Annotated in this window: 15 protein-coding genes and 2 riboswitches; of the genes, 8 read left to right on the top strand and 7 right to left on the bottom strand. The window is 44.0% G+C overall.

The features are described 5' to 3' along the window. Positions 1-112 precede the first annotated feature (112 nt). Positions 113-832 carry a beta-glucanase gene (bglS, locus tag ACW5MY_RS18630; protein ID WP_013354107.1) on the top strand — a complete coding sequence of 240 codons (720 nt, stop codon included), beginning with the start codon at positions 113-115 and terminating at the stop codon, positions 830-832. 42 nt (positions 833-874) lie between these two features. Here the strand turns inward: bglS and citH are convergent, their stop codons facing one another. Continuing rightward, positions 875-2,155, bottom strand: a complete 1,281-nt coding sequence (gene citH, locus ACW5MY_RS18625) for a citrate transporter CitH (RefSeq protein ID WP_014471234.1) — start codon at positions 2,153-2,155, stop codon at positions 875-877. A gap of 199 nt (positions 2,156-2,354) precedes the next feature. Here citH and ACW5MY_RS18620 point away from each other — a divergent pair, with 199 nt between their 5' ends. The 5 genes from ACW5MY_RS18620 to ACW5MY_RS18600 all read left to right on the top strand — a co-directional run bounded on the left by ACW5MY_RS18620 (position 2,355) and on the right by ACW5MY_RS18600 (position 7,706). Next, a complete protein-coding gene (locus ACW5MY_RS18620; protein ID WP_013354105.1) occupies positions 2,355-4,406 on the top strand; it encodes a catalase in 2,052 nt (683 codons plus the stop codon). A 112-nt stretch (positions 4,407-4,518) separates the two neighbouring features. Then, on the top strand, positions 4,519-5,067 hold the full coding sequence (locus tag ACW5MY_RS18615) for an OLD family protein (RefSeq protein ID WP_289394033.1): 549 nt from the start codon (positions 4,519-4,521) through the stop codon (positions 5,065-5,067). A gap of 74 nt (positions 5,068-5,141) precedes the next feature. Further along, positions 5,142-6,554 carry an ATP-dependent nuclease gene (locus ACW5MY_RS18610; protein WP_462061641.1) on the top strand — a complete coding sequence of 471 codons (1,413 nt, stop codon included), beginning with the start codon at positions 5,142-5,144 and terminating at the stop codon, positions 6,552-6,554. A gap of 42 nt (positions 6,555-6,596) precedes the next feature. Then, positions 6,597-6,890 carry a hypothetical protein gene (locus ACW5MY_RS18605; RefSeq protein ID WP_013354103.1) on the top strand — a complete coding sequence of 98 codons (294 nt, stop codon included), beginning with the start codon at positions 6,597-6,599 and terminating at the stop codon, positions 6,888-6,890. A gap of 141 nt (positions 6,891-7,031) precedes the next feature. Continuing rightward, on the top strand, positions 7,032-7,706 hold the full coding sequence (locus ACW5MY_RS18600) for a DUF3298 and DUF4163 domain-containing protein (RefSeq protein WP_013354102.1): 675 nt from the start codon (positions 7,032-7,034) through the stop codon (positions 7,704-7,706). A gap of 45 nt (positions 7,707-7,751) precedes the next feature. On the opposite strand, the gene ACW5MY_RS18595 is transcribed toward ACW5MY_RS18600, so the two are convergent. Beyond that, positions 7,752-8,945: a NupC/NupG family nucleoside CNT transporter gene (locus ACW5MY_RS18595; protein ID WP_013354101.1), complete on the bottom strand. Its 1,194-nt coding sequence runs from the start codon at positions 8,943-8,945 to the stop codon at positions 7,752-7,754. Between the two features lie 135 nt (positions 8,946-9,080). After that, positions 9,081-9,181: riboswitch (purine riboswitch) on the bottom strand. A 362-nt stretch (positions 9,182-9,543) separates the two neighbouring features. Here ACW5MY_RS18595 and ACW5MY_RS18590 point away from each other — a divergent pair. Then, positions 9,544-10,425: a methyltransferase domain-containing protein gene (locus ACW5MY_RS18590; RefSeq protein WP_013354100.1), complete on the top strand. Its 882-nt coding sequence runs from the start codon at positions 9,544-9,546 to the stop codon at positions 10,423-10,425. A gap of 34 nt (positions 10,426-10,459) precedes the next feature. Here ACW5MY_RS18590 and ACW5MY_RS18585 read toward each other — a convergent pair whose 3' ends face one another. The 4 genes from ACW5MY_RS18585 to pepT all read right to left on the bottom strand — a co-directional run bounded on the left by ACW5MY_RS18585 (position 10,460) and on the right by pepT (position 14,402). Continuing rightward, complete coding sequence (locus ACW5MY_RS18585) at positions 10,460-11,596, bottom strand: 5-methyltetrahydropteroyltriglutamate--homocysteine S-methyltransferase (RefSeq protein ID WP_462061640.1); 1,137 nt, start codon at positions 11,594-11,596, stop codon at positions 10,460-10,462. Positions 11,597-11,674: 78 nt separating this feature from the next. Beyond that, positions 11,675-11,761, bottom strand: a riboswitch (SAM riboswitch). An 84-nt stretch (positions 11,762-11,845) separates the two neighbouring features. Further along, the gene (locus ACW5MY_RS18580) at positions 11,846-12,322 is read right to left on the bottom strand and encodes an LURP-one-related/scramblase family protein (protein ID WP_013354098.1); all 477 of its coding nucleotides are present in this window, start codon (positions 12,320-12,322) and stop codon (positions 11,846-11,848) included. A 102-nt stretch (positions 12,323-12,424) separates the two neighbouring features. Then, entirely contained in the window at positions 12,425-12,592 is a 168-nt protein-coding gene (locus tag ACW5MY_RS18575; protein WP_003150808.1) for a hypothetical protein, read from the bottom strand. A gap of 577 nt (positions 12,593-13,169) precedes the next feature. Continuing rightward, complete coding sequence (gene pepT, locus ACW5MY_RS18570; RefSeq protein WP_013354097.1) at positions 13,170-14,402, bottom strand: peptidase T; 1,233 nt, start codon at positions 14,400-14,402, stop codon at positions 13,170-13,172. A gap of 211 nt (positions 14,403-14,613) precedes the next feature. Between pepT and galE the strand changes: the two genes are divergently transcribed. Further along, positions 14,614-15,630: a UDP-glucose 4-epimerase GalE gene (galE, locus tag ACW5MY_RS18565; RefSeq protein ID WP_013354096.1), complete on the top strand. Its 1,017-nt coding sequence runs from the start codon at positions 14,614-14,616 to the stop codon at positions 15,628-15,630. Between the two features lie 46 nt (positions 15,631-15,676). Here galE and ACW5MY_RS18560 read toward each other — a convergent pair whose 3' ends face one another. Beyond that, the gene (locus ACW5MY_RS18560; RefSeq protein WP_127721200.1) at positions 15,677-16,216 is read right to left on the bottom strand and encodes a DUF4352 domain-containing protein; all 540 of its coding nucleotides are present in this window, start codon (positions 16,214-16,216) and stop codon (positions 15,677-15,679) included. Positions 16,217-16,386: the final 170 nt, after the last annotated feature.

Genomic DNA, 16,386 nt, shown 5'->3' with positions numbered 1-16,386 from the left:
AGGTTTGTATTTTTTAACAGAAGGATTATCATTATTTCGACCGATGTTCCCTTTGAAAAGGATCATGTATGATCAATAAAGAAAGCGTGTTCAAAAAAGGGGGAATGCTAACATGAAACGAGTGTTGCTAATTCTTGTCACCGGATTGTTTATGAGTTTGTGTGGGATCACTTCTAGTGTTTCGGCTCAAACAGGCGGATCGTTTTTTGAACCTTTTAACAGCTATAACTCCGGGTTATGGCAAAAAGCTGATGGTTACTCAAATGGAGATATGTTTAACTGCACTTGGCGTGCGAATAACGTCTCTATGACGTCATCAGGTGAAATGCGTTTGGCGCTGACAAGTCCGTCTTATAACAAGTTTGACTGCGGGGAAAACCGCTCGGTTCAAACATATGGCTATGGACTTTATGAAGTCAGAATGAAACCGGCTAAAAACACAGGGATTGTTTCATCGTTCTTCACTTATACAGGTCCAACGGAGGGGACTCCTTGGGATGAGATTGATATCGAATTTTTGGGAAAAGACACAACAAAGGTTCAATTTAACTATTATACAAATGGCGCAGGAAACCATGAGAAGTTGGCGGATCTCGGATTTGATGCAGCCAATGCCTATCATACGTATGCGTTCGATTGGCAGCCAAACTCTATTAAATGGTATGTCGATGGGCAATTAAAACATACTGCGACAACCCAAATACCGGCAGCGCCGGGGAAAATCATGATGAATTTGTGGAATGGTACGGGTGTCGATGATTGGCTCGGTTCCTACAATGGCGTAAATCCGCTATACGCTCATTACGACTGGGTGCGCTATACAAAAAAATAATGTACAGAAAAGGATTTCCGCTGGGCGGAAATCCTTTTTTGATTAAAACGAAATAATCCCAATCAAAAGCGCCGCAATCGTCATTACAATCGTTGTCCCCACGGCCCATTTGATGGTGAATTTTTGATGGTCGCCAAAGCTGACGCCTGCCATTCCGACCAATAGATAGGTGGAAGGCACAAGCGGGCTGAGCAAATGCACCGGCTGCCCCAGCAAGGAGGCCCTTCCTATTTCAGCGGCGTCTATTCCGTAAGCGGAAGCGGCTTCGGCGATGATGGGAAGGACACCGAAGTAAAAGGCGTCATTCGACATGAAAAAGGTGAATGGCATGCTGACGATCGCAGTGATCAGCGGCAGGTGCGGGCCCATGGCATCAGGGATGAGTGAAACGAGGGAATGAGCCATCGCATCCACCATTTTTGTGCCGGAGAGAATGCCTGTGAATATGCCTGCCGCAAACACCATTGAGACAACGTTTAACGCATTACCCGCATGCGCCGAGATTCGTTTCTGCTGCTCTTTGACATTCGGATAGTTGACCATTAAGGCGATGGCGAACGCGGTCATAAAAAGAACAGGAAGCGGCAGCAGGCTGGTGATCAGTGCGGCCATCAGTGCGACAGTCAGCAGCAGGTTGAACCATTGAAGAGCGGGACGTTTGAGCGGCGCCGCCTCAGGCACGGAAGAGGGCGCGTGATCAATCGAAATGACGCCGATCCGCTTCCGCTCTTTCTTGCCGAGGATATAACTAACGGCGATCACCCAGAGAATGCCGGCGATCATAGCTGGAATCAGCGGCGTGAAGACCTCTGACGTGTCCAATTTCAAGGAAGCCAAAACCCTCGCAGTCGGCCCGCCCCAAGGAATAATATTCATGACCCCTGAACCGAGCATCGCTATTCCCGCTAACACCAAACGGTTCATGCCGAGCCGTTTGTATAAAGGCAGCATCGCCGCGATGGTAATCATATAGGTTGTTGTCCCATCTCCGTCCAGCGAAATGGTCATTGTCAGAACCGCTGTGCCTACGGCGATTTTTAACGGGTCTCCTTTGACAAGCGATAAGATTTTGGCAATGAGGGGATCAAACAGGCCTGAGTCAATCATAATGCCGAAATACAGGATGGCGAATAACAGCATGATACCGGTAGGTGCGAGGTCTGTCACGCCCTGAATCATCATCTCCCCGAGATCTTTGCCGAATCCGCTGATCAGGGCAAACACAACAGGAACGACAATCAAAGCAATAAGAGCGGAAAGCCGGTTAGACATAATAAGATACATAAAGACAATCATCATCACAAAACCGAGTATGGCAAGCACGATATGACCTCCCCTGTTCAACAGCTATTTTGGTAAGCGCTTCCGCACTTTCTTTCTGTGAAGAAGGCTTATTTCAAATGTGTATGGCCGCATATTTATATGTAGACCTAAAATCCTAATCAGCAGATCAGCAGTTTATATGAAGAACGCCGCGGGTAAATGTGCTGTAGAATGTTTCGTTTGATAAGGGGGAATAGACATGAGTGAGGATCAAAACAAACGTGTAAATGAACACTCAAAGGACGAGCAGCTGGAGCAGTACCGGGCAGATAACAGCGGCAAAAAAATGACGACCAATCAGGGGCTTCGTGTGTCTGAGGATGAGCATTCTTTAAAAGCGGGTGTCCGCGGCCCCACGCTGATGGAGGATTTTCATTTTCGCGAAAAAATGACGCATTTTGACCACGAGCGGATTCCGGAGCGGGTCGTTCATGCGCGCGGGTACGGCGTTCATGGGCATTTTCAGGTGTACGAACCGATGACGGAATACACAAGGGCGAAATTTTTGCAGGACCCGTCTGTCAAAACGCCTGTCTTCGTTCGTTTTTCAACAGTGGCGGGCTCCAAGGGGTCAGCCGACACAGTCCGTGACGCCAGGGGATTTGCGACGAAGTTTTACACCGAAGAAGGGAATTACGACCTTGTCGGAAACAATATTCCGGTGTTCTTCATTCAGGACGCGATCAAGTTCCCGGATCTCGTTCACGCCTTAAAACCGGAACCGCACAATGAGATGCCTCAGGCTGCGACGGCTCATGATACGTTCTGGGATTTTGTCGCCAACAATCCTGAATCCGCGCACATGGTGATGTGGACGATGTCTGACCGCGGAATCCCGCGAAGCTACCGAATGATGGAGGGCTTCGGCGTACATACATTCCGTTTCGTCAATGAGAAAGGAAAGGCGCGTTTCGTGAAATTCCACTGGAAGCCGGTTCTCGGCGTTCATTCACTCGTATGGGATGAAGCGCAGAAAATTGCCGGGAAAGATCCCGATTTCAATCGCCGCGATCTGTGGGAAACCATTGAAAACGGCGGCAAGGTTGAATACGAGCTTGGCGTTCAGATGATTGATGAAGAAGATGAATTCAAGTTTGATTTTGATATTCTTGACCCGACCAAGCTGTGGCCGGAAGAGCTTGTGCCGGTGAAGATTATTGGAAAAATGACGCTGAACCGCAACCAGGATAATGTGTTTGCGGAAACAGAGCAGGTCGCATTCCACCCGGGAAATGTCGTGCCGGGCATTGATTTTACCAATGACCCGCTTTTACAGGGACGGCTTTTCTCTTATACAGACACACAGCTCATCCGTCTTGGCGGGCCGAATTTTCATGAGATTCCGATCAACCGGCCGGTCTGTCCGTTCCATAACAACCAATACGACGGCTACCACCGGATGACGATTAATAAGGGCCCTGTCGCCTATCATAAGAATTCTCTGCAGAATAATGATCCGTCGCCGGCCTCAGAAGAAGAAGGCGGATACGTTCATTATCAGGAAAAAGTAGAAGGCAGAAAAATCCGCCAGCGCAGTGAGAGCTTCAATGACTATTTTTCTCAGGCCAAGATGTTCTGGAACAGCATGTCTCCCGCCGAAAAGGAACATATCATTTCCGCGTTCTGTTTTGAGGTAGGGAAAGTAAACAGCAAGGATGTGCAGCAGCAGGTGGTGAATGTCTTCAGTCACGTCGACGCCGAGCTTGCCGAGCGCGTTGCGAAGGGAATCGGAGTGAACCCGCCGCCGAAGGATCGTGAATCTGATGAAACCTTCACTTCCCCGGCCTTAAGTCAGGAAAACACGGTGAAAACAGCAGCCACAAGACAGGTCGCGGTTTTGGCCGATCACGGGTTTGCGGACGAGGAAGTCAAACAATTGCTTGCCGTATGCAAAGAGGCGGGAGTCAGAGCCGATATCATCAGCCCTGCACTTGGAACCGTCAAGGGAGAAAACGGTACGGAGCTGGAAGCGTCAGCCACTTTCCTGACAGCGGATTCCGTCCTGTATGATGCTGTTTTCATTCCGGGCGGGCAACGAAGCACAGACAGTCTCAAAGCCCGAAAAGCGGCTAAAGACTTCGTCAGTGAAGCCTTCAGTCATTACAAAGCGATCGGTGCCTCCGGAGAAGGAAAAGAACTTCTCACCCTCGCCGCCGGAACCGAAAGCGGCCCCGGCCTTGTTCCGGACGGAAACCATGAACAATTTCTGAAGGCCGTAGCCGAGCATCGGCATTGGGACAGAAACATATAAAGATAGTAAAAAGTACCCTGCTAAGGGTACTTTTTTAGTTTTTTAGAATGGAATAATTATTTTAAGTGTGATATTCTGGAATATAATAAAAATTTTAGGGGGGATAAGTATTATGATTGTGGGAACTTTTATTAACGGATATAAGTCATATGCAAAATCAATTTTTGCACCTATAGCAAATAACAATGAGCAAAAGTATGCTGTCTATATTGGTGCAAATGGTGTAGGCAAAAGTGGAATTTTGGAGTCACTTGATGTTTTCTTTAATGGACGAGATTGGAATGCAACAAGAGGATCTAGGAGAGAGGATCGGTATATAACCCCTGTATTTTTTATTGAAAGGAATAAATTTGAAGAATTTATTATTAATTCAAATCGATACAGCAGGTCTGAGATAGATGGAAATAAAAAAACTTTAGAGGATATAAATATTATAAGCAACAAATTCTGGAGCGGTATACAAGATTGGTTAAAAGGAGCTGCTAGAAGGGAATACATTGAAAATTTTTACGAGTTTATTGAATACCTAACAACTAACTATTCTGAACAAGAATACTATATACTTCCCTCAGGCGTGAAATTTAATGGAAAGCCAACACTTGCTCCTTTCGAGAGCTACTTTGAAAAAATATTAGGAAATAAAGAATACATAAAAAAATAGAAAAGATAAGGAAATTAATAAAAGAACACTATGCTTATGTTTATATTCCTGTGGAACAAAGTGCTAACGAAATTTTGAAAATTGAAGATAAACAAATGCAAACTTTAATGAACAAAGATATCTTACTAGAAATTGATAAGGTACTGACAAGTAGGTATGAAATAGAAGGGAAAAATAAAAGTTTCTTAAACTTTATAAATGATTATCTTAATAAATTTATGGAAGATATAAATAATTCTATAAAAGCGATTGATAATCAATATAATTACAGTCCCGAAGCAAATAGTAAGAGAAATTTAACAGTAACAGATATAAGAGAAAAAGTTATTGAAGCTTACTTTTCAAAAAGACCATTAAGGTACAAAAATAGAGAAGTCCAAAAACTAAGTTCTGGTGAGCAGAGAAAGGCATTAATAGACATTGCATATGCATTTCTTTCAAATGTGAAAGAAATGGATAGAGAATTAATTCTGGCTATTGATGAACCAGAAGTGTCTATGAATGTTGTTAATTGTTTTCCGCAGTTCGAGAGGTTAGAAAGACTTTCGAAAGATTTTAATAGACAAGTCATGATAACGACCCATTGGTATGGATCTCTGCCCATCACCAATAGCGGTCATTTACTTCATGTGAGTAAAGAAATAGAAGGAAGTGTTTCGATTTCAGATTTTAGTTTTTTTGATTATTTAGATGAAAGAAGAAGATTTCCGGATGATATAGCATTAAAAAGTATGTTTGATTTAGCAACTAGCATTATTAGTTACTCAAAATCTATGAAAAATACTAATTGGATTATATGCGAAGGAAGTACAGATAAATTATACCTTGAAGAATTATTAAAAGATGCGGGGAATTTTAAAATTTTACCTGTTGGTGGATGTTCTAATGTGATTAAATTATATGGTTTATTGAGTTATCCTTTATCCGATAAAACTACAGCCCAAGCAATGAGTGGAAAAATTCTTTGTATGATTGATACTGATCGAGTAAAGATCAATGTTTCAAAAGCAACTGAAAGTTATGGAAAAGTGGATTTGAGAAGGTTACAAACATTAAAAAGTAATAATATCGAATCAGTTAGACTTTTAGAACCGTGGAAACAAGGTCAGTATTATGAACAAACAGTTATCGAAGATTGTTTAGATCCAAAGACTTTTTATGAAACTATTAAAGAAATTATAAATGCAAATGCAAATGAAGATATACAAAAGTTATTTACATTATATAGTTTTAATCCAAACATTAAATTTTCAAGAATTGATGGAACAGCTTCATTACTTATTCCAACAAATTATGAAGCTGGAAGTGAAAAGGAAAAATTAATTCAATTTTTAGCGGATAAAAAAATAAAAACAAAAGTTGCAAAACTCTATAATGAGAAAATTAAGATTACTCCGCCTGATAATAACTCATTAGCTGAGTTGATTATGGATTATTTTGGTATGTCCAATCCCTTAAAACCTAAAAAGAATGAAGTCTTAATATAAATATGATAAAGTAATAAAAAAAATAATAGCGGAGCAAAGCACATGAATCAAAAACAACTCGAAGAATATTACCGGCGTGACGAAAACATGATGATTTTGGTGTTTGCCCAATGGTGCGTCAATCATGACCTTGATCCGATGGCGATTTACAGCAGGGCTTATCCCGGACAGCCTTTAAACGAAGAGCTGCGAAAAACGGCTGAAGAGCTTGTCGTGCCGAAGGAGGAATCTGAGTCGATTCCTGATCAAACCGTTATCGGCGTTTTGGAGATGTTCGGCAACTCCGATCTGGCGGAAGCCGTTTATGAAGCCATTGCGCAAAGACCTTCACGGTAAAAGAGGCGTGGATTTTCCATGTCTCTTTTTTTGATGGAGAAAATGTGAGAAATGGCCCAGAAACAATTTCCTGATCTGCGCTGTCTATAGAGTGTAACCCGTTTTCAAAAAGGGAACGGTAAATAAAAAGGAGGAGTTGTGATGAAAAAGACATTCAAAATGATGGCGGCTGTGCTTTTGGCAGTGCTGACAGCCGCGCCGTTCGGAGGATTTGCGGCTTCAGCCGAGGCCGCGCAAACCGCAAAGCCCGTTGTCAAAAGCCATACGTATAAGCAAGTGAAGCAGCTGACGTACCCCGAGGTCACAAATACGGGAAACGCATCTTTTGAAAAGAAAATCAATCAGGACTTCAAACGTTATATTGACCATTCATATCAAGAATATGTGAAAAACAAAAAAGACGGTGAGAAACAAGGCTACAAAGCGGAATACCAAACAGATTTCAAGGTGAAGTATAATCAAGACGGCAAGCTCAGCATTCAGACGGAGAACTACAGTTACACAGGCGGCGCACACGGGATGACATCCGTACAGACCTTTAATTATGATCTGGCCGCAAAAAAACAGGTCGCACTCAGTGATGTGCTGAATACGAAAACGAAGGTAAACAAAACGAGAGACTATCTGTACGGCTACATCAAGAAACATGACGATCTGTTCGACCAAGACGTCAAAAAACAGGAGATCACCCTGAATAACGAAAGACCTTTCTTCTTTACGAAAAACGGCATTGCCGTTGTGTTCGGACAATATGATCTTGGACCATACGCGGCGGGAATCCGGGACGTTTCCGTACCTGCATCCGTCTATCAATAAAAAAAGCGATATCTCTCCAAAACGGAGCGGTATCGCTTTTTTCGTTTACCAGACAAACAATCCGACAATCGCCGCACTCAATAAGGAAACGGCAATTCCGCTGACAAGCAGCTTCCAGACGTTTTTCCCGATGATGGCTGACTTTTCACCATCAAGCAGAGATTGATACGATCCGTAGATCATACCGATGGTGCTGAAGTTTGCGAATGATGTCAGGAATGTCGTCGCAACGGCAATCGTGTGCGGCGGCAGTGAATGCAGCTGCCCCTTCAGATCGGCCATGGCCACAAACTCGTTCGTTGCGAGCTTGATGCCCATCAGCTGTGCGACATACATCGCGTCATGTCCGGTTAATCCGAGAAGAAAGGCAAACGGACTGAAGATGTAAGAGAAAATCTTTTGAATGGTCAAACCGTGCATGAACAGTCCGAGCACGCCGTTTAACGCGGCCGTTAACGCCACATACCCGATGACCATCGCTAAAATCACAATGACCATGTTCATGCCGACGAGCATACTGTTCGAAATCGTGGAGAAGAAGTCTTTTTTCTCCGCTTTTGAAGGGACGTAAATAATATCGTCCTCTTTAGAAACGTCCACAGGATTCAGCATATTTGCGATTAGAAGAGCGTTTAAGCAATTCAGCGGGATCGCTGTGAATACATAAGTGGACGGGACCATCGACAAGTACGATCCGATGATCGAACCGCTGATGCTGCTCATACTCATCAGCCCGAATGTCAGAAGCCGATTGTTGTTGACGACGGCAAGCTGCTGGCGGATGACGGCTAAAGCTTCCGTATTTCCTAAAAACATCATCTGAATGGAGAAAAAGCTCTCCAGCTTCGGCAGACGGGATATTTTAGAAATCAGCCAGCCGATTTTATCAATGAGCCACGGCAGAATACCGAAATACGACAGCATATCAAAGAAGGTCACAACGAAGATAATCGGCAGCAGCGCGCTGAAGAAAAAATCAACCGTCGGATTCGCCATGACAGACGGAAAGGCAAATGCAATCCCTTGACTGGCGCAGGAAATCAGCCATGTAAAGAATGCGCCGATCTTCCCGATGACAAAGCCGCCGACTTTTGTCCCTAACATAAACCAAGTAATCAGAAACTCAAAGACGAGGAGCATGACAATCGGACGCCATTTAATCTTCTTCTTGTTGGGAGAACATAAGAAAACAACAGCCATGACAACAATGAGACCGACAATGTTCAATAAAAAGTACATGTGAGCAACTCCTATAAGGGTATTATGGAAATAAAAAAAGCTCTTATTCGTCACAAATTCCTGAAAGTCAGAAAGTGTGATAAATAAGAGCCAAAAGAAAAGAATAGACAGCGTCATATGCTTTTCACTCGTTCAAATTTATGCAAACTTCCTTGTAGTCTAGTCTTTTACGGCACTAGGTAGAAACAATCAGACCATATTACTGATCATATACAAGAATAACGATATTACATGAGATAGCAGTATTTTATCGTTTCAATTTTTGAAAATCAACCTTTTTGGATATTTTCAAAATAATAAATTTATATTATAAATAAAGAAAATAAAGGATATGTAAAAGTAATTGGATTTTAATGGTATAAAGTGCACGCAGAAACAGTTCGGTTCATTGTAAGAACGGGACGCAGCTGATAAAATGGATCTGAGGGCACAGCCTTCAAAAGACGGCAGAAAAGGGGTCATCTTCATGATCATCCAGTTCATTCGTTACAGATAATGAGAGGTATAGATAAATAGGTTAAACCTTCCAATTTGGTGAGGTTTATTTGTCTATGCCTTTTTCATTTCATCAGAATAACGAATGAATGAGGTGTTTTTTTTGACGTCTATGAAAAGAAAACGCGCGGAATTACTGAATGCATGCCAGTCCGTATTCAGGTGTCCGCTATGCCGCACGGCCATGGCGGTTTCGCAATATCAAAGCCTGATATGCGGACATGGGCATACATTTGATATATCAAAACAAGGCTATGTGAATTTCCTCAATAAATCGGTCAAAACCCGCTATGACAGGCAGCTGTTCGAAGCGAGACACGAGCTTTTTGAGAGGCGGGAGTTTTTTTCGCCGGTTCAAAAAGAGATCGCCGTCATCATCAGCCGTATTCAATCTCCGCGAAAACAGGCGGCGGTATTGGATGCGGGATGCGGAGAGGGCTCCCATTTAGACGCTGTATGCAGATTGCTGCAGCCCGCTTTTTCCGTGACGGGAATCGGCATTGATATCTCGAAAGAAGGTGTGCTGCAAGCTGCAAAAGCCTTCGGGGATCATAATATTTTTGCCGTCGCTGATGTGGCGGATACGCCGTTTGCCGACAGCAGTTTTGATGTGATTCTGTCTGTTTTGTCACCTTGGAATTACAAGGAATGCAGCAGGCTTTTAAGAAAGGGCGGCACAGTCATTAAAGCGGTGCCGCGGCGCGATTACTTGAAAGAAGTAAGGGAATTCTTCTTCGGAGACAGTCCTGAACGGAATGATACCGCTGAGTCTGCGGCCGTCCGTTTCCAAACCGGCTTTCAAGCCTTTGAGCGCAAGCGGCTGTGTTACACGAAGACCTTATCGCAGCCTGATCTTGAGCTGCTTGTGAAAATGACGCCCTTAACATGGAAATGTTCTGATGAAAGCATTCAGCGCTTTATCAGCCGGAAAGCGGCTGATATTACGATAGATATCGATATTTTAATCGGAACCGATCCGCTGTAAAACGAAAAAGACACGCTGTAAGCGTGTCTTTTTTTTATTTCCAGACTTCATCGGCAATGTCGACGACATGGCGCAGTTTCGCCCATTGCTGTTCTTCTGTGATCAGATTTCCTTCCTCAGTCGAAGCGAACCCGCATTGCGGGCTGAGGCAAAGCTGATCCAGGCTGACATATTGAGAAGCTTCTTCAATCCGGCGTTTAACCGCATCCTTGTCTTCGAGTTCGCCGTGTTTCGACGTAATCAAACCGAGCACAAGCTGAAGATCAGAGCGTTTGACATAACGAAGCGGTTCAAAGCCGCCGGAGCGGGAATCATCATATTCCAAGAACAATCCGTCAAGGTCAAGTCCGTCAAAAATCGTTTCCGCCGCCGCATCATATCCGCCTTCAGCCGTCCATGTGGACTGGAAGTTGCCGCGGCAGATATGCATCGTAACCTTCAGATCGGCAGGACGATCTTTGATGGCGTCATTAATGGAAGCGGCGAACAGCCTGCGCAGCTCATCCGGCGTCGTGCCGAAAGCTTCAATCTGACGAAGCCCCGCCTCCGATAAGAAAACGGCCCATGCGGTATCATCGAGCTGAAGATAGCGGCACCCGGCGTCATAGAAAGCCTGAATCGCTTTTTTATACGCCTGTGATACATCATGCTGAAATTGTTGGTAATCGTTCTGATACGCCGCTTTTTCCAATTTTCCGCGGAAAAACAGCATATTCGGGCTTGGGATGGTCATTTTTGGCACAGCATCGCCGGCAATGCTGTGCAGGAATTTATAATCTTCAAGTATCGGATGCTGAGAAAATTCAATATCTCCCGTTACTTTAATGCCGCGCGCTTTCGTCTGTACGTTGTGGAACTGAATGCCGCTCTCAGGCGTAAACGCTTCGACGCCGTCTAAGTTTTCGAGAAAATCGAAATGCCACCAGGCACGGCGGAATTCGCCGTCTGTCACGACATTGAGGCCGGTTTCTTTTTGCTTTTCCACACTGCGGATGATTTCTTTGTTTTCGATTTCGCGCAGCTGTTCTGCCGAAATCTCATCAGCCGCTCTTTGCAGACGGGCTTGCTTCACAGCCGCCGGCCGCAGCAGGCTTCCGACCTGATCCGCGCGAAACGGCGGGTTTTTTCTTAGAAGAGTGTGCAATGGTTGCTCTGTGTTTTGCTGTGACATGAACGATTCCTTCTTTCCTGATGAAATATAAAAAAGCTCTTCCCTCGGATAGGGAAGAGCTTGCGTCCGCAAATCTCAACCTTATCTTCAGGATTTAGCACCATTCTGCTGAACAGCGGTTGCCGGGTATCATAGGGCCAGTCCCTCCACCTCTCTTGATAAGGAAATATGCTATTTTTCAGAATAAACTGTAATACTATTAATCTTAGTATGTTTTCTAGAATTGTCAATATATTTCGATAAATATTTTTATTTGTCACCCTCAAATAGAACCATATCAATCACAATTGCGATTGCGAGACAAAGAACGATATCCTCTTCATTTTCAATCTGCAGATGATAGGAATCGCCCCAGCTCATCCATGTTTTACTGACGGTCATCCGGCTTGATTTTCCGTCTGTCACTTGAAAATTCCGTCCCCACACGTCGCCGGTAATATCCCAGCCGAGGCCGGAAATTTCAAATTTCGGTTTGAAAAACGTTACTTTCTTGATGACTTGGCATACAGGTTTGCCGCTTACGGAAATCTCGTAACGGGGAACGAGCGACATCAGTTTCTGACTGACGCTGGCGAGTGTGCGTCCGTCCAAATCAGTCAGCTTCAGTTCATCGCCGAACGAAAACAACTTTCCCTCCGCATTGAAGACTTCTTTTCCGCTTTCAAGAAACACTTGAAACCGATTCTTAAATGTAAACACCCGCTCTTTGATATAAAAATGATTCATAAAAAAACTCCTTTTTTATGTTGTACGTAAAAAGGAGGCGGATGGTTTCATATAGGCAGGTGCATAAAAAAAGGCTGCCGATTTTGCGGCAGCTGTCGTTTTTTATGATAGCGGCATCCGGCGTTTTTGACGGATCGCATTTAAATCAATGATGTTATTCGTGTCGGCAGCTGTCACCAGCGGGCTTGTCTTTGGCGTTTTCCGGCGGTTGTCCTTACTGAAAGAGAAAACCAGGTATCCTGTCAAAGCAGCAAAAATAAGTAGCATCATTTTACATACCTCCCAAAAAAAGTTTTGGTATTATTATTGTACGAAAAAACAAACGAAAAGTATTCAAACAATTGTCACTTTTTTAAAAAATAACGACATTTTCCGTAAAAACGACTATAAGTTGCAAGGGATTTCACTCATGTTGTGGTTCTATAGATTGTATCGGCTGCTGAATGATTAACGTTTATATCACTTTTTTACTATTTTTTAACAGAGTCGAATTAACTAATTCAGTGTTTTCGTTTGCCTTGTGTTATTCAGTACCCTAAAAAATCCTATGATATGCAAAATAACTGCTTCTAACAGATGATTATAGATTGACAGCGCTTTCTTTATTTTTTGTAAGAAAACGATAAGTTATCTTAAAAAAATCGTTTGAACATTTTCCGCAGCTTTTTAAAAGGATTTGATTTCGTTTCCAAAACGCGCGGGTCTTTTAAGGTTTTTTTCAATTCTTTCGCTACAGTGCCTCTTGCCATAGTCTTCACTCCTTTTTTCCATTTCATACCTTATATACGTAAAGAAAGAAGGAAAGGTTTCACGTGAAAGAAAAAAACCAAAGCAGGGGGCTTTGGTTTTACGCGCGTTCTTCAAACAGCCTGGCGATTTCAACAATAACGTTTACCGCTTTTTCCATATGATCGACAGAAATGTATTCATATTTTCCGTGGAAGTTTTGGCCGCCGGTGAAGATGTTCGGCGTCGGCAGTCCCATGTAAGAGAGCTGTGATCCGTCGGTTCCGCCCCGGATCGGTTCGATAATCGGTTCGATGTCGAGGTTTTTCATGGCTTGATATGCGACGTCGACGATCTCTTTGACCGGTTCGATTTTTTCTCTCATATTGTAGTATTGATCATGCAATTCAAGCTTGATGCTTTCTTTGCCGTATTTGGCCGTAAGCGCGTCGGCGGTTTTCTGCATATATTCTTTTCGTTCTGTAAAGCGCTCTCTGTCAAAATCTCTGATGATATACGACAGGGCGGCTTCAGAAACGTCGCCGTTCATGGAAAGCAAGTGATAGAAGCCTTCATATCCTTCCGTATATTCCGGCGCTTCTTCTTTCGGCAGCGCGTGATGAAATTCCATCGCGATTTTTGAAGCGTTTACCATTTTGTTTTTTGCCGTTCCGGGGTGAACGCTTTTTCCGTAACAAGTAAGCTTAGCTGCGGCTGCGTTGAAGCTTTCATATTGCAGTTCGCCGAGGGGGCCTCCGTCTATCGTGTAAGCGAATGCGGCGTTGAAGCGGCCGACATCAAATTTGTGAGGGCCTCTGCCGATTTCTTCATCAGGCGTGAAGGCGACCCGGATCGTGCCGTGTTTGATGTCAGGGTGTTTGATCAAGTACGCCATTGCTGTCATGATTTCGGCGATGCCCGCTTTGTTGTCGGCTCCGAGCAGCGTCGTGCCGTCCGTTGTGATCAGCGTCTGGCCTTTATAGCGGGAAAGCTCCGGGAATTGTTCAGGCGAAAGGACGACATTGAGTTTGTCATTCAGAACGATATCATGTCCGTCATAGCTCTCAATAATCTGAGGATTCACATTTTTTCCGGTAAAATCAGTTGCGGTATCCACGTGAGCCAGAAAACCGACAGTCGGCACGTCTTTATCCGTATTAGCCGGAAGAGTCGCCATCACGTACCCATTGTCATCGACTGTGATTTCTGTCATGCCGATCGACTTTAATTCATCCGCCAGCATGTTGGCCAAAGTCAGCTGTCCGGGGGTTGAAGGGCAGTTTTCATTGTTTTCGTCAGACTGTGTATCGACTTTTACATAAGAGGTAAAGCGTTCAATGATTTCATTTTTCATACCGTCATCTCCTTTGTCTTATCTTACCATGTGCGGGGGAGGGATTTCTATTTCGCCACCCGTTTTGAATCGAAGGCTCTGTTTTTTACGCGAATGAAAACAAATTATGAAGAAACGATGACTAAACGATTAAACTTTTTGGAAATGGATGATTGAGGAAGAAAAAAACTATATAATATGGACAGTTCATTCAATAGGGGAGGCTTTCTTCATGGCGATTTTAGTGACAGGCGGAGCGGGTTATATCGGAAGCCATACATGTGTCGAGCTGTTAAACAGCGGCTATGAGATCGTGGTTCTGGATAATCTGTCAAATAGTTCACCGGAAGCATTGGAGCGGGTAAAAGACATTACCGGAAAAGGGCTTGTGTTTTATGAAGCGGATCTTCTGGACCGTGACGCCGTTCAACGGGTATTTGCTGAAAATGAGATTGAAGCCGTCATTCATTTTGCGGGATTAAAAGCGGTCGGTGAGTCTGTGGCTGTTCCGCTCCGTTATTATCATAATAATCTGACGGGAACGTTTATTTTATGTGAAGTCATGCAGGCATACGGTATAAAAAAAATCGTCTTCAGTTCATCAGCGACGGTTTACGGCGTTCCGGAAACAACGCCGATCACAGAGGATTTTCCGTTAAGCGCGACCAATCCTTACGGGCAGACAAAGCTGATGCTGGAACAGATTTTGCGCGATCTGCATAAGGCGGACCCTGAATGGAGCATTGCGCTTCTCCGTTACTTTAATCCGTTCGGCGCGCATCCGAGCGGCCGGATCGGGGAAGACCCGAACGGCATCCCGAATAATTTAATGCCGTACGTCGCCCAAGTCGCTGTCGGCAAGCTTGAGCAATTGCAGGTGTTCGGCAATGATTATCCGACGAAGGACGGCACAGGCGTGCGGGATTACATCCATGTCGTTGACCTTGCCGAGGGCCACGTCAGAGCGCTTGAAAAGGTGCTGGACACAACGGGCGCCGATGCCTATAATCTCGGCACGGGAAGAGGCTACAGCGTTCTTGAGATGGTCAAGGCGTTTGAAAAAGTATCGGGAAAAGCAGTGCCGTATCGTTTTGCCGCCCGGCGCCCGGGAGACATCGCCGCATGCTTCGCCGACCCGGCAAAAGCGAAGGCTGAACTGGGCTGGGAAGCAAAGCGCGGTCTTGAAGAAATGTGCGCCGACTCTTGGAAGTGGCAATCCTCCAATGTGAACGGATATCAAAAGGTGTAAAAAGAAAGAGACCTTCAAATGGTGAAGGTCTCTTTTGTTATGATCATTATTTAACTTTTACTTCAACATCGTTGCTGAATTTTATTTTCCAAGTGCCTTTAGCGTATGCGTTTTTATCAACTTCAAAGGCTTTCACTCCAGTGACCTTAATGTTCGGGTTCAGGTCACTTAAAATTTTACTGTTGTTCACTTTTGTTTCCGTTGCATAAGTCGATGAAGCGTCAATATCCGGATCATAGGAAGTTCCTTTAGAATCTACTAATTTCACGCTCGGAATGGAGAAAGAGCTTAACGGCTTGTTTGAAACATTTTTAACTGTATATTGGACAGCGACGATAACGCCTCCGTCAGATGCTTTTTTCTCGACAAATTCAGATCCTACTGAATCTCTTTTTTCCACCTTCGTAACAGTAACTTCAGTTTTTTCAGTCTTAACAGTGTCACCGATGTTATACAGCTTTTCCTTGGATTCCGCAGCTTTTGAAGACGCAGTTTTAGATGATGAAGACCCGCCTCCGCCGCCGATGTTTACGAGAATGATAATAACCACTACTGCCAAAAGCAATGTGATGATTTTATGTCTCATAAAAAAGTTTCTCTGATCTTTACCGCAGTTTGGACATTTTTTAACGCCTTTAGCGATTTCTTTGCCGCATGCCTTACAAGACACTAAGTTGCCTGCCATAATATTTCCTACTATGTAAACTATTTCTTGAAAACTATATACTATAATGCCTGTAAAATATCCTTCAGTCA

It is taken from the genome of Bacillus sp. Bwzl_19 (genome assembly GCF_054900515.1).
This window is presented reverse-complemented; position numbering and strand designations above follow the sequence as displayed.

Excerpts from the sequence above, each read along its gene's own strand:
- bglS (WP_013354107.1), top strand. The coding sequence starts at position 113 with ATGAAACGAGTGTTGCTAATTCTTGTCACCGGATTGTTTATGAGTTTG.
- ACW5MY_RS18620 (WP_013354105.1), top strand. The coding sequence starts at position 2,355 with ATGAGTGAGGATCAAAACAAACGTGTAAATGAACACTCAAAGGACGAG.
- ACW5MY_RS18615 (WP_289394033.1), top strand. The coding sequence starts at position 4,519 with ATGATTGTGGGAACTTTTATTAACGGATATAAGTCATATGCAAAATCA.
- ACW5MY_RS18605 (WP_013354103.1), top strand. The coding sequence starts at position 6,597 with ATGAATCAAAAACAACTCGAAGAATATTACCGGCGTGACGAAAACATG.
- ACW5MY_RS18600 (WP_013354102.1), top strand. The coding sequence starts at position 7,032 with ATGAAAAAGACATTCAAAATGATGGCGGCTGTGCTTTTGGCAGTGCTG.
- ACW5MY_RS18595 (WP_013354101.1), bottom strand. The coding sequence starts at position 8,945 with ATGTACTTTTTATTGAACATTGTCGGTCTCATTGTTGTCATGGCTGTT.
- ACW5MY_RS18585 (WP_462061640.1), bottom strand. The coding sequence starts at position 11,596 with ATGTCACAGCAAAACACAGAGCAACCATTGCACACTCTTCTAAGAAAA.
- ACW5MY_RS18580 (WP_013354098.1), bottom strand. The coding sequence starts at position 12,322 with ATGAATCATTTTTATATCAAAGAGCGGGTGTTTACATTTAAGAATCGG.
- ACW5MY_RS18575 (WP_003150808.1), bottom strand. The coding sequence starts at position 12,592 with ATGATGCTACTTATTTTTGCTGCTTTGACAGGATACCTGGTTTTCTCT.
- pepT (WP_013354097.1), bottom strand. The coding sequence starts at position 14,402 with ATGAAAAATGAAATCATTGAACGCTTTACCTCTTATGTAAAAGTCGAT.
- galE (WP_013354096.1), top strand. The coding sequence starts at position 14,614 with ATGGCGATTTTAGTGACAGGCGGAGCGGGTTATATCGGAAGCCATACA.
- ACW5MY_RS18560 (WP_127721200.1), bottom strand. The coding sequence starts at position 16,216 with ATGAGACATAAAATCATCACATTGCTTTTGGCAGTAGTGGTTATTATC.